This is a genomic window from Marinobacter lacisalsi (genome assembly GCF_042651045.1).
In the GTDB taxonomy this organism is placed as follows: domain Bacteria; phylum Pseudomonadota; class Gammaproteobacteria; order Pseudomonadales; family Oleiphilaceae; genus Marinobacter; species Marinobacter lacisalsi.
In genome coordinates this window covers 219,090-231,469 of record NZ_JBHSDI010000011.1, presented here as the reverse complement: position 1 = coordinate 231,469, position 12,380 = coordinate 219,090, and the positions used below count along the sequence as shown (strand labels likewise).

The 12,380-nt window shown below is 59.5% G+C and carries 11 protein-coding genes; 2 read left to right on the top strand and 9 right to left on the bottom strand.

The window, feature by feature from the left end:
- Positions 1-101 precede the first annotated feature (101 nt).
- A complete protein-coding gene (locus ACFOZ5_RS08535; RefSeq protein ID WP_379886614.1) occupies positions 102-1,073 on the bottom strand; it encodes a transposase in 972 nt (323 codons plus the stop codon).
- A gap of 180 nt (positions 1,074-1,253) precedes the next feature.
- Between ACFOZ5_RS08535 and ACFOZ5_RS08530 the strand changes: the two genes are divergently transcribed.
- Together ACFOZ5_RS08530 and ACFOZ5_RS08525 are read left to right on the top strand one after the other, a co-directional pair.
- Positions 1,254-1,745 carry a hypothetical protein gene (locus tag ACFOZ5_RS08530; RefSeq protein WP_379886613.1) on the top strand — a complete coding sequence of 164 codons (492 nt, stop codon included), beginning with the start codon at positions 1,254-1,256 and terminating at the stop codon, positions 1,743-1,745.
- Positions 1,746-1,810: 65 nt separating this feature from the next.
- Positions 1,811-2,266: a GatB/YqeY domain-containing protein gene (locus ACFOZ5_RS08525; RefSeq protein WP_379886612.1), complete on the top strand. Its 456-nt coding sequence runs from the start codon at positions 1,811-1,813 to the stop codon at positions 2,264-2,266.
- Here ACFOZ5_RS08525 and ACFOZ5_RS08520 read toward each other — a convergent pair.
- From ACFOZ5_RS08520 to ACFOZ5_RS08485, 8 genes are all read right to left on the bottom strand, one after another.
- Positions 2,263-3,030: an SDR family oxidoreductase gene (locus ACFOZ5_RS08520; protein ID WP_379886611.1), complete on the bottom strand. Its 768-nt coding sequence runs from the start codon at positions 3,028-3,030 to the stop codon at positions 2,263-2,265. The genes ACFOZ5_RS08525 and ACFOZ5_RS08520 overlap by 4 nt on opposite strands.
- 205 nt (positions 3,031-3,235) lie before the next feature.
- Positions 3,236-4,528 (bottom strand): DUF1552 domain-containing protein, encoded by a 1,293-nt coding sequence (locus tag ACFOZ5_RS08515; RefSeq protein ID WP_379886610.1) that lies wholly within the window; start codon positions 4,526-4,528, stop codon positions 3,236-3,238.
- A 10-nt stretch (positions 4,529-4,538) separates the two neighbouring features.
- Positions 4,539-7,790, bottom strand: coding sequence for a DUF1592 domain-containing protein (locus ACFOZ5_RS08510; RefSeq protein ID WP_379886609.1), 3,252 nt, complete (start codon positions 7,788-7,790; stop codon positions 4,539-4,541).
- A 32-nt stretch (positions 7,791-7,822) separates the two neighbouring features.
- The gene (locus ACFOZ5_RS08505; RefSeq protein ID WP_379886608.1) at positions 7,823-8,947 is read right to left on the bottom strand and encodes a cellulose binding domain-containing protein; all 1,125 of its coding nucleotides are present in this window, start codon (positions 8,945-8,947) and stop codon (positions 7,823-7,825) included.
- A 160-nt stretch (positions 8,948-9,107) separates the two neighbouring features.
- Positions 9,108-9,737 (bottom strand): hypothetical protein, encoded by a 630-nt coding sequence (locus tag ACFOZ5_RS08500; RefSeq protein WP_379886607.1) that lies wholly within the window; start codon positions 9,735-9,737, stop codon positions 9,108-9,110.
- Between the two features lie 215 nt (positions 9,738-9,952).
- Positions 9,953-10,471, bottom strand: a complete 519-nt coding sequence (locus tag ACFOZ5_RS08495) for a DUF192 domain-containing protein (protein ID WP_379886606.1) — start codon at positions 10,469-10,471, stop codon at positions 9,953-9,955.
- Between the two features lie 13 nt (positions 10,472-10,484).
- Positions 10,485-11,246 carry an ABC transporter permease gene (locus tag ACFOZ5_RS08490; protein ID WP_379886605.1) on the bottom strand — a complete coding sequence of 254 codons (762 nt, stop codon included), beginning with the start codon at positions 11,244-11,246 and terminating at the stop codon, positions 10,485-10,487.
- Positions 11,247-11,278: 32 nt separating this feature from the next.
- The gene (locus tag ACFOZ5_RS08485) at positions 11,279-12,199 is read right to left on the bottom strand and encodes an ABC transporter ATP-binding protein (protein WP_379886604.1); all 921 of its coding nucleotides are present in this window, start codon (positions 12,197-12,199) and stop codon (positions 11,279-11,281) included.
- Positions 12,200-12,380 lie beyond the last annotated feature (181 nt).

Below are 12,380 nucleotides of genomic sequence, written 5' to 3'. Positions count from 1 at the left end.
GGCGACAGATTCGGTGATAGATCAGTGAAATTCGCTGAATTTGTGGCACAGCTGGTCCCTGGCATCAGCCAGTAGAGTCTAGTTCGGGAGAGAAGGGAGCGTCAGGCCGCGGATCGTCGCCGGTCCAGGTGAGCCCGTCGGTTGTCGTGGTACCGGTCTTCGAATTCCGTGGCTTCGGCAAGCCATTCCTCGGTACTCAGTTCGAGTCGCTTCAGGATCGGCGGTTGGTTTTCCTGTATCTGGCCGCGCTTGTCGGAATTGATGATTCGACCTGTGTAATCCACCAATTCCAGGTAGTCGTTCAGTGAGAACAGAATGCCGCGTTGCGGTTCGTGCCTGGCAGCCCCTTCGAAATTGAGTAGCGGTTTGAGGGGCAGGGGGAATTGCTTCAGGAAGAACTGTTCGCTCTGTGACTGGACCGCTTCTGCCAGATTGAATCTTGGGGCGATTCGTTCCTGGATACTGGTGTAGTCCGACGTCTCCGGCGTTTTCGCCATGTCGGCTCGCACCGGGTTCAGGTCCACGTAGGCCATGCAGCTGAGGAGGGCTTGCTCCGAGAGTAGTGCCTGGGACTTGAACCGGGATTCCCAGAAATGGCCCGTGCAATCATCCTCCCGGTTCGCCTCCCTGGCGATCGACTCGTTCAGGCACTTCATGAACCAGCTCAGATCCGTCAGTCGCTGTCGGTAAACGTCGATGGTTTGTTTGACGGAGCGTTGTTCGGCCTCATGTAATACATCTCCTGCCTGGTAGCGCTGGACCAACAGTGAGCCTTTAAATAGGCTGGTCCACCGGCCCAGCACCTCGTCGTCGCCCCAGCTTACGGCCTGCTCCGGGCAAAGCTTTACCACCAGGTGGTAGTGGTTGGACATAACGGCATAGGCGCAGAGGTCGATGGTGAATATGGAGGACAGTAACCGGATGCGCTGTTCGATCCACTGGCGCCGGTGCTCATAGCTTTGGCCTGTGTGGCGATCCACGCCACACAGGAAGGTGCGGCGAACACAGCGGGACACGATGTGATAGTAGGGCGTATCGGCAATAGAGATTTGTTGTTCTCTGGGGCGGGGCATGCTGATCCTTAGCAATAGCAATGAAGTCCATTTAGTATCGAACCAGCATTGGGTGACGTCTGCAAGAGTCGTTTCCCGCGTCGGTTCCAGACAAGGCCCGGCACGGAACTGATCAGCCTCGATTTCAGGTACCATTCACACCAGCGCTTCATCTCCAACCATCTTTCGATTGGGTAAGTTATGCAAAACATGCAACGGCTGATTGTCGCGGCGCTCGTCCTTCTGGCATGGGGTTGTGCGCAGGCAAAGGATGGCGAAACCTCGCTCGCTAAAGCGTGGTCCAATGGCTCTGTCATTGTCATGACGTTGGATGCTACACCCAGGGAAGCGGATGAAACTTATGGTGACTTCGCCTACTATCTGAATGAGTTTGCGGCGTCTGTAGAGGGTAACTGGGCATTCTTTCATCATGTTTCAGGTGCTGGTGGTACTGACTCGGCGCTGGATGTCCAGATGGCCATCAAACCGTATTCGGTTGTTGTCTTCCAGCGAGGGAACCCTCTGGCATACGTACATCAGGGCCCCATTCTGGAGCCACAGGTATATCAGTTCATTCAGCACCGTTTTGAAGATCGGGCGATGCCTGAGTACCTGCAGCAATTCAGCCCCATACCGGTAAACATTAGCGAAGTGCCAGGTACCGGACGTTTTCGAGTCAGCATCTCGCGATAGCTGGATACCAGTCAGTGAATTCTTAACGGGACAGTACCCTTAACCCACAGAACAGGAGGTCGACAATGGCGGAAGCATCACTCAAGGAACAACTGAGCAACGCGGTGAAAGAGGCCATGCGGAACAAGGATAAGCTCCGGCTTACCACCCTTCGCATGGCCCAGGCCGCGGTCAAACAGATCGAAATCGATGAACGCCGCGAGCTGGACGACGATGAGGTTCTGAAGGTACTGGACAAGATGCTCAAGCAGCGCCGCGATGCCGCCGCCCAGTACGATGATGCCGGTCGCGAGGAGCTGGGGGACAAGGAACGGGCGGAAATGGTGATTATTGAGGAATTCATGCCCGCCGCCCTGACCGAGGATGACCTGGACGCCCTGATCCGTGTGACCATCAGTTCAACCGACGCCCAGGGCATGCAGGACATGGGGCGTGTGATGAACGAGCTGCGGCCGCAGGTGGTTGGCCGGGTTGATATGGGCCACCTGAGCAAGAAGGTGCGGGCGGCCCTCGCAGGTTAATCTTTGTAGATCATCTTGCGGGTCATGCCGCCGTCGATGACAAAGTTCTGACCAGTCACGAAGCTGGCCTCGGGTGACACCAGATAGGCGACCATGGCCGCTACGTCGCGGGGTGTGCCGACACGGCCACTGGGGTGCTGCCCGTGATCGTCGCCTGACAGCGGGGCCTGCTCGGAAGGCGCATGGGCCTGCCAGGCACGGACATCGATCCAGCCCGGGCTGATGCTGTTGGCGCGGACATCCGGGCCCAGACTCACCGCCAGGGCGTGGGTCAGGGCGATCAGGCCGCCCTTGCTGGCGGCGTAGGCTTCACTGTCGGGCTCTGACTGCAGGGCGCGGGTGGAGGCCATGTTGACGATGCTGCCCCGGCTTTGGCGCAGGTGCGGCACCGTATGCTTGGCCATCAGGAAGGCGCCGGTCAGGTTGACGTCGATGCGCCGCTGCCACTGTTCAAGCTCAAGTTCTTCTATAGGCCCGGTGTCAGGGTCGGCGAGCCCCGCATTGCTGACCATGGCGTCCAGCCGTTTTCCCCATTCCACGGCTTCGGCCACGGCGGCGACCACGTCGGACTCCCGGGACACATCCATTTGAATCAGGTGCAGGTTGGCCGGATTGCCGAGGTCCTGTCTGCAGGCCCTGATGGCATCTGCATCCTGGTCGAAGACCACCACTCGCCAGCCCTTGTCCAGGAAATACGCGGCAATACCCTTGCCAATGCCCTGGGCGCCGCCGGTGATGAGTATGACCGGGAGTTGTTCTGTCATAGGTGCTGGCTCCTTGTAATCAGGCCCTGAAAATGGGGTCGGGCTGCCGAAAACAATACCATGCTGACGTTCTTCACGGGCCGGGGCAACCGGGCTGACTGAACGCCCACAAAAAAGCCCCGGCGGACCGGGGCAGGGCTTGTACAGACCGAGTTTCTTGTTGTTGCCTGTCAGCGGTGCCACATCCCTGTGGCATGCTGCTGAATCAGGCGAGAAGGCCGGGCAGGCCGCCGGTGCCGTGGCCGGTGTAGCCGAAGCTGTCGATGTTCACGTCCAGCATGTTGGCAATGGATACCAGCAGCTTGCTATGGGCATCGCCGCCGAAGTCGACATAACGGCCGGTTTGCAGGGCGCCACCGGCGTTGCCTGCAAGGATGAACGGCATGTTCCGATGATCATGGGCATTGCTGTCGCCCAGCTCCGAACACAGGAAGATGACCGTGTTGTGCAACAGGCTGTTGCCGTCGGTATCGGTACGGCTGGCCAGGTTTTCGATCAGGTAGCGGAACTGGCGCATGTGGTACTGCTTGTACTGAACAAACTTGTCCGCGGTCTCGCTGTCTCTGGCACCATAGTGGGAGGTGTCATGGTGGCCTTGGTCGATGCCTTCCACCCGCAGCGGGCTGACCGGGTGGGACCACATCAATGAGGCGACCCGGGTCATGTCACAGGAGAAGGCTTCGGTAATCAGGTCCATCTGCAGCCGCCCGATGGTCTGGTAGTGCTCGTCCAGGTGGATCTTGGGCGGGTAGCCATTCCAGCCTTCGGGTACGGTGAAGTTGTCGCTGTTGAAGCCACCGGTGTTGCAGACGCCGGCTTCGGCCCCGGCGTCCAGGATGCGCGACTCCACCTCACGCAGGCTCTGGGTGTGGAACTCCAGCTTTTCGCGCTCGTTCTGGCCGAGTTTGCTGTTCATGGCGTTCAGGTCGGCCAGCACCCGGTCCAGGATACTGCGCTTGCGACGGTCCGCCAATGGCTCACCACCCCCGCTGCCGCCACCAAACATGGTGTCGAAGGCGTTGATAGGGTTGTCGTTCGGGGTGATGGGTACGTTCCCGGAGCTGAAGTTGAAGACGTTGCCTTCACCATTCTGGAAGGTGGCCGCCACCCCAAGGTTCATGGACTTGAACGGCGTGGCGGAGCCGAGCCGCTGGGCCAGGAAATAGTCCAGCGATTCGGTGTTGTTGCCGGTGAGTACCTTGGCCACGCCGCCTTCGTGGGTGTGGCCGCCTTCGTACATGTTCAGGCCGCTGGCGAACAGGCAGTGCTGACGTACGGCCTCCAGCGGACTGGTCATCTCGTTGAGCTGGAAGTCGAACTCACCGCCGGTCGGGTGGAACCGCTGGGGGATACACCCGTCCGGAATGTACATGAAGACAGCGCGCTTGGCGGTAGCACCCTGCGCTGTTGCAACCCGGGCCCAGGGCATCGTCGCCAGGGGCAGCGCGAGTGCGCTGCCGCCGAGGCCTTTGAGAAACTGACGTCTGTTGGAATTCATGACGATCTCCTTATTGATCTCTGCGCAGAGTGAACGTCTGCAGCTGAGTGATGCCCACCATCAGCTCTTGCAGGTTGTAGTCGCTGGCTGCGAACAGCTGGGTCAGGTTGTCGATGGTGTTTTCATCCGATGAAGTTTCGATATAGCCTCGGGCGAACCGGTAGAACTGGGTTGCCAGACAGCTCTTGCTGCTTTCGGTCCGGGACAGTACCTGTTGCATCTGGCGGACACCGTCGTAGGTGGCGCTGGAGTCGTCCAGCAGACTTTCCAGGCCGTAGATCTCACCGTAGGTGTTGACCTGCTTGCCGTTGTCGGTGGTGCGGTAGCCGCCGGCACCATCAAAGGCGGCAAAGCCAAAGCCAACGCCGTTGATGTACAGGTGACAGGTCTGGCAGTCAGGGTCACCGGTCTTCTGTTCAAACCGCTCACGGGTGGTGAAGTCCGGATCCGGATCCGGGAAGCTGGTATCCAGCTCTTCCGGGGGCGGTGGCAGGTCCTGGCACATCAGGCGACGGCGCACGAAGTTGCCCCGGGGAATCGGCGCGGACTCGTTGGCGTGGCCGTGGGAGGCCATCACCGCACCGGTGGCAAGGATACCGCCGCGGGTTCCGGTGGTATCGGTGACCTTGCGGATAGTGTCACCGCTGACGCCCGGCAGGTTGTAGTAGTTGGCCAGGGCCTGGTTGACGAACACATAGTCGGCATTCAGCAGCTCCTGGAAACGACCGGTGGAGTCATACATCACGTGGGTGAAGTAGGCACGCAGCTCCTTGTGCATGGCATCCCGGACGTCAGCGTTAAAGCGCGGATAGATGTTCGGGTCCTTGCTGCCCATGGATGCCGGGTCAGATTCCAGCCACTGCTCGGCGAAGTGCCCCATGTGAACGCGGGCCTGTTCGGTCTGCAGCAGTCGACGGGCCTGGCTGGCCAGTTGCTCGGGGGTTTCCAGCTGATTGCCGGCGGCTGCGGCCAGCAGCGCATCGTCCGGGATGGTGCCCTGGAAGATGAACGACAGCTGTGATGCTACCTCGTAGGGGGTCAGCTCATACACGCCGTTGCCCTGGGCCTCACCCAGCTCGCTGATATACAGGAAGTTGGGGGAGATCAGCATGGCCTCGATAACGGCCGTCATGCCGCTGTTGAAATCACCCTGGTCCTCGAACAGAGAGACATACCCATTGCGCTCGTCGCTGGTAAGCGGACGACGGAATGCCTTCAGGCCGAAGCTCTCCACGAACTGTTGTGCACAGCCGTCGGCGTTCTCGTCACAGGAGAGCAGGGCGCTCTTGCGCTGGCTGATGGCATCACTGGCCAGCTTCTCGGCGGCACGCATGTACTCGTCAAAGTGACGGGCGGTCACGTAGTTCTTGGCTGCGTTATTGCTGAAGCCTTTCACCCGCGCTTCCGTGGGGAAGTTGGTGGTGATGTTGTCGGCATTCACGCCCAGCAGATCGGTCACCGCGTTCTCGTACTGATAGCGGGTCAGCAGGTTGAGCTGGCGGGGGCCGGCGATCTCGTCTTCCAGGTTGACCGGGTCACCGCCCTGGTCGCTCCAGAAGTTATCGGCGATGTGCTCGCCAACGGCCTGGGCACAGTCATCGGTACAGTTGCCGGCATTGCCCAGGGGCATGGTGGCGTCGATATAGCTGACCAGAGAGCTGAGCTCGGAAGCCTCGGTCAGGGAGACACCAACCGCACCGCCGGAGCCGTCTGCGCCGTGGCAGGAAGAGCACTGGGCGGCATAGATTTCGGCGCCATCCAGCTCGTCGCCGGTGTCGCTTCCGTCATCGTTGCCACTGCCGGAATCGTCGCCGCCGGTGTCACCACCGTTGTCGTTGCCGTTATCACCGCCATCGTCCGGTGAGCCGCCATTGTCGTTACTACCGTCATCGTTGCCGGGGTCCTCTCCGGGGTCGGTGCCCGGGTCCTCACCGCCGTCATCGCCAGGCATGTCGTCGCCCGGCTGGGCATTGACGATCACATTGCCGGAGGATGCGGATGGTACGCTGTCATTAACGGCGATCACCCGGTAGGTGTAGTTGCCCTCGGTGTCCAGTTGTTCCATCCACTGGGTCTGGTTGGCATCAACCGCTGCGCGGGTTTCCCAGTAACCATCGCCCTGGCGACGCTTGATCACGAAGCCGGTCTCGTTGCTGCTGAGGTCCTGCCAGCTTACGGTCACCGTGCTGTTGGCCGCGGTATAGGTCGCATCCACAATGGACGGTGCCGCCGGAGCCACGCCAGCTTCCACGGGCATCAGGTTGTCGGCGTTGTCACCGGTAATCGCCGTGAAGCTCAGGTTGAAGTACACCGGCACGGTCTGGCCAATGGCGGAAAGGCCGGCCAGTCCACGCAGGGTTTCAATACCCCCGGTCAGCTCGAAATCACCGCCCTGGATCATTACCGGGCGTGCCGTGCGAACCGCCACACGATTGTCAGCCGTGCGGATGACCAGCACGTCGGCGGTAGTGTCCTGACTGATACCGTTGAGGCTGAGACGACCGTCAAGGGTCATCATCTCGCTCTCGCCCGGCTCCAGCGCGGTTACAGTCGCCATGTCCACCTGGGTGGTGAAATACAGGGTGGGCAGCAGGCCACTGGCGAACAGGTAGTCACGGATCCGCTGGTCCCTGAAGTTGATACCGGTGTCGACCGTGTTCAGGTCGATGGCCAGTGTGGCCTTGCCGCTGGTATCCACGAAGGCCTGCAGGTTCTGGAAGGTCTGGGCTTCGGCCACGTCGGTGTTCTTGACGGTGACGAACGAGAAGTCCGACTTTGCACCATTGAGGGACCAGCCCATGACGGGTTGGTCCGGTGTGCCAGTGTCAGGCGTCTCACTTCCCGGGGAATCGCCACCGGGATCCGATCCACCGTCGGCCACCGTGCTGCCACAGCTTTCCCCGTTCAGGAAGAATTCAGTGGGCAGGGTGCCGGAGGGGTTCTCGATATTGAAGCCGACGTTGAACTGGCCGCCACTGGCAACCTTGCCGTTGTAGCCGGCGTCAATGACGCCAATCTGTTTGCCTTCCTGCTCGAAATGGCCGTTCCAGAGGTTGGAGATCTTTTCATTACCAGGGAAACTCCAGGACAGGTCCCATTGTTCCAGACCCGGGCCATTGTACTGAACGGTCACCTGATGGGTGGCGCCCATGCCCCAGTTGTTGGTTTCCTGGTAGTCCACGGTACAGAGCTCGTTGGCCAGTGCAGCATTGCCGGCCATCGCCCCCGCGGTCAGGGTCAGCAGTTTGAATAAGGGTTTCATAAAAGCCTCTCTCATGCGGTGTCAGTAGCGCGTCACGGTGCCGTGGGCCCGTCGGCTTCGAAAAACAGGGCGAAGTCCACCGGGACGGCGATGCTGATGGAGTTCAGGCCGGCCACTTCCCGCAGGGCTTCAACACCGCCCTCAAGACCGAACTGGTCTGCCGTGATGATCAGCGGTTGAGCACTGCTGACGAGGAACCGCTGCTCGCCCAGGTGCTGTACCCGAAGCTGACTGTTGATTTCGCGGGTTTCACCGCTGATCTGGACTTGCGCCGGCACCTCCAGGGTCATGACATCACCGGCATCCAGGCCCTGAACCTGCGACAGGTTTTCGCCAAGCTCGATGGCCACCGTGGCGGTGGGCGTCTGGCCGGTATTGAACAGCATTTCCTTCAGGCGCTGATTACGGATATCGATACCGGTCTCGACAGTGTTGAGGTCGATATCCAGGGTGGCGACACCATCACCGGTAACCGCTCCGGAGAGGGTGGCGAAACGATGGCTTTCCACCTTGTGGGTGTTCTTGGTGGTGACAAAACCGAGATAGGAGTCATCAGCGTCGAGGGACCAGGCTGACGGGGTATCCGGGGTTTGCGGATCGTCGCCGGAATCACCGTTGCCATCCCCGGGTTCTTCATCGCCATCGTTGCCCTGGCCGTCATCGGGGGTGTCGCCGTCACCGCTGTCGTTGCCACTGTCATCCCCGGGATTGTCGTCAGGATTCTCATCCGGGGTATCGGGCTCGTCCGGATCTTCAGGCTCTTCCGGCGAATCGGTCTGCTCGCCACAGGGCTCTCCGTTGAGGTAGAACTGCTCTGGTATCTCGCCCGAGGGATTACGCACATTGAAACCGAACTTGATTTCACGCCCCTCTCTCAGACGGGCGTTCCACAGCAGGTTCTCGACCGTCACATCCTGGCCTTCCTGGGTGTGGGTGACGTTGAAGATGGAGTCGATGGTGTCCTGGCCGGGAAATGTCCAGCTCAGCTCCCAGCCGCTGACCTCGGGACCGTTATAGGTCATCTGGACCCGGTGGACAGCACCGGTTTGCCAGCTATGCTGGATCCTGTACTCGACGTCACAGAGCGATTCGGCGGCTGCTGTGCCCGACAGTGCGGTGCCGCATAACAGCAGTGCCAGTCTGGATTTAGTCTTCATAGCACACGTTTTTAATCCTGTTCTTGGTGGTTAAACACGACTACCGCACAAGCGCGGGTAGCAAACGTTGGCCCGTACTGCTGAAACCGGCCCTGAAAACTGCGGGGGTACTGCTTGCAATGGAAACCTGCCAATCCCTCGGCCCGTGATTTCATCGGCGCTAGGGCCTCGCCTCTCGACGGTGGACGGGGCGATCAATAACGAACCGTTTGAACGGCTCGAGGAACAGTTTGAAAACCAGCAGCATCAGCAGGCAGGTGCTGCTGAGCATGAGGAAATAGAACGCCAGGATGTTTTCCATCCCGGTGGTGAAGTTCAGCGAACTGGCAACACCCAGCACCAGTGGGAAGCCCCAGGAAATGATGGAAATGCTGGAAAGGGTGAACATCATGGCCTTTTCGTCCACTTTCACCCGATGGAACATGTGGTGGCCGAGGTTACGGTCCAGAATGGGAAACACCTTGTGGTGCAGGAAGTAACCGTTAACGGTCAGCACGATCACAATCACAACCTTGGCCCAGACTTTGGGGTTACCAAGCAGTTCAGGCTGTGTCTGCCAGTAGATCCAGAGGAAGGCCAGGCCGGTTAGCCAGAGAATCGTCAGCCCCACCGTGACCAGGCGTGCAATAAAGTGGAACAGAACGAGCTTTTCCTGGGTGATGCGCTCCAGGTAGAAATAGCGGAAGGCGATGATATCCAGGGTCAGGGCACCGCCGACACCAAAGGCGAGCCCAACCAGGTGGCCGGCGATAAACAGGGTTTTTAACGTCTCTACCGGAGGCAATTCCATGGCGTCACGTCCTTGCGTTGTGTTCCTGGGCCCGGTACATCCATTTCCGGCGTGCCAGTGTCGGTCATGTTAATGAAATATTATTCATTAACGACAGTCACTTACGACTGCGTCACCACAATAGCCACGGCGAGTATAAGGATTTATGCGAACACGAAGACAGCCGGATAGGCGGAGCTGTGAGATCAGTCAAGGCAAAAACGGGGGTGGGTGACCTAATCAGCCGCCCGGCAGGGGGTATTGTCGTTCAGGTTTACAACTAACTTGTCGCCGATGTCGACATGATTATTGTCAAAAAAGCCGGCGTTCATTTCCAGCACATGTCGATGGCGAACCCCGGGTGACCAGGTGGGGCAGTTTCTGGCCGATTCGGTATCACAGGGGGTCATGGTGTCCATTGCCAGGATGACACCCTTGTCATCAAGCCAGGCAATATCCAGGGGGATACGTGTCCGGTACATCCAGAAACCGGCATTGGCGCCACGTTCTGTGGGGTAGACGAAGAGCATTCCGGCGTCGGCCGGGAGGGACTGGCGTTCCATCAGGCCGTACCGGTGTTCAAGCGGTTTGGTGGCCTGTTCCAGTTGTACCGGTATGGTACGGGATTCGGTCACCAGGCAGGCCTGGTAGGCCTTGAGGAATTGGGGGGGAGGGGGTGCGGGTGTCACCGCCAGTGCCGGTATGCCAACAACCAGTATTGGAAAAGACAGAGCCAGCGCCACCCAACGGATCATCGGTCGTTCTCCCTCAGGGCTTGAGCCGATAGCCGGTGCGGAAGATCCAACGGATGAGCACCATGCATACGGTCAGGAACAGCAGGATCATGCCCACGCTGATGCCGACGTGTATATCCGACACGCCATAGAAGGCCCAGCGGAACCCGGAAATAAGGTACACCACCGGATTGAACAACGTGATGGTCTGCCAGATCTCCGGCAGCATGTCGATGGAGTAGAAGGTGCCACCGAGGAAGACCAGCGGTGTCACAATCATCAGGGGCACGATCTGCAGTTTTTCGAAGCCGTCTGCCCAGACCCCGATGATGAACCCGAACAGGCTGAAGGTAACGGCCGTCAGAATCAGGAAGGAAAACATCCAGAACGGATGCAACACGCTGTAGTCCACAAACAGCCGTGCCGTCGCCAGTATGATCAGGCCCAGGATAACCGACTTGGTGGCGGCCGCGCCGACATAGCCAATGACCACCTCCACAAACGAGACCGGGGCAGACAGCACTTCATAGATGGTGCCGGAAAACCGCGGCATGTAGATGCCGAAGCTGGCGTTGGAGATGCTCTGCATCAGCAGGGTAAGCATGATCAGACCGGGGATGATGTAGGCGCCGTAGCTGATGCCATCGATGTCGCCCATGCGAGAGCCAATGGCCGAGCCAAACACCACAAAATACAGAGACGTGGAAATCACCGGCGAGGCAACGCTCTGCATCAGGGTCCGCCACATGCGGGCCATTTCAAACTTGTAGATGGCCAGGATGCCATACAGGTTCATAGACTCTCTCCAGTTTTGTCTCAGGTGCCGGCTCAGTCGTGCACCAGGCCAACGAAGATTTCTTCCAGGGAACTCTCACGGGTTTGCAGATCGCGGTAGTCCACGCCCAGTTCCCCGAGGGTACGAAGCAGCAGGGCAACGCCGGCCTGTTCCTGCTGACTGTCGAAGGTGTAGATCAGCTCGTAGCCATCACCGGACAGCTCAATCGGCTGATCCACCAGTTCTGGCGGCAACTCCTCCATCGGGTTCTGCAGGTGCAGGCGAAGTTCCTTGCGACCGAGCTTGGACATCAGGGCGGACTTGTCTTCCACCAGGATCAGCTCGCCGTTGCGGATAACGCCAATGCGATCGGCCATCTCCTCCGCTTCCTCGATATAGTGGGTGGTGAGGATGATGGTGACACCACTTTCCCGCAGCTTGCGCACCATTTCCCACATGTCACGGCGCAGTTCCACATCGACACCGGCGGTGGGCTCATCGAGGAACAGGATGTCCGGCTCATGGGACAACGCCTTGGCGATCATCACCCGGCGTTTCATGCCGCCGGAGAGGGACATCACCCGGTTGTTGCGTTTGTCCCACAGGGACAGGTCACGCAGGACTTTCTCGATATGGGCCGGGTTCGGGGCCTTGCCGAACAGGCCGCGGCTGAAGCTGACGGTGTTCCAGACTTTCTCGAAGGAGTCGGTACTCAGCTCCTGGGGCACCAGGCCGATGGCTTCCCGGGCGGCCCGGAACTCGCGCTGGATATCATGGCCGGCGGCGGTCACGCTGCCGCTGGAGGCGTTGACCAGGCCGCAGATGATGCTGATCAGGGTGGTCTTGCCGGCACCATTGGGGCCGAGCAGGGCGAAGATCTCACCCTTTTCGATGTCCAGGCTGACGTTTTTCAGGGCCTGGAAACCGTCACCATAGGTCTTGCTGAGGTTCTGGACCGATATATCCGGTTGCACAGCGGGTTCTCCGTCAGCAGGTTTGGGAAAAGTTCGACATTTTCGCACGTTATGGGTCGGCAGGGCACCCCGTATCCCCCCTTATACGTTTGCTTGCTACCAGATCGATCAGCCCGTGCGTTGTCAGATCCGGAAATGAAAGCGCATAATGCGCCGGTCGCGCCTGTTCCGGGCGTGGAAG

Bases quoted from the DNA above. Each gene is read 5' to 3' on its own strand.
- ACFOZ5_RS08500 (WP_379886607.1), bottom strand. From the start codon at position 9,737: ATGGAATTGCCTCCGGTAGAGACGTTAAAAACCCTGTTTATCGCCGGC.
- ACFOZ5_RS08495 (WP_379886606.1), bottom strand. From the start codon at position 10,471: ATGATCCGTTGGGTGGCGCTGGCTCTGTCTTTTCCAATACTGGTTGTT.
- ACFOZ5_RS08505 (WP_379886608.1), bottom strand. From the start codon at position 8,947: ATGAAGACTAAATCCAGACTGGCACTGCTGTTATGCGGCACCGCACTG.
- ACFOZ5_RS08510 (WP_379886609.1), bottom strand. From the start codon at position 7,790: ATGAAACCCTTATTCAAACTGCTGACCCTGACCGCGGGGGCGATGGCC.
- ACFOZ5_RS08525 (WP_379886612.1), top strand. From the start codon at position 1,811: ATGGCGGAAGCATCACTCAAGGAACAACTGAGCAACGCGGTGAAAGAG.
- ACFOZ5_RS08530 (WP_379886613.1), top strand. From the start codon at position 1,254: ATGCAAAACATGCAACGGCTGATTGTCGCGGCGCTCGTCCTTCTGGCA.
- ACFOZ5_RS08520 (WP_379886611.1), bottom strand. From the start codon at position 3,030: ATGACAGAACAACTCCCGGTCATACTCATCACCGGCGGCGCCCAGGGC.
- ACFOZ5_RS08535 (WP_379886614.1), bottom strand. From the start codon at position 1,073: ATGCCCCGCCCCAGAGAACAACAAATCTCTATTGCCGATACGCCCTAC.
- ACFOZ5_RS08490 (WP_379886605.1), bottom strand. From the start codon at position 11,246: ATGAACCTGTATGGCATCCTGGCCATCTACAAGTTTGAAATGGCCCGC.
- ACFOZ5_RS08515 (WP_379886610.1), bottom strand. From the start codon at position 4,528: ATGAATTCCAACAGACGTCAGTTTCTCAAAGGCCTCGGCGGCAGCGCA.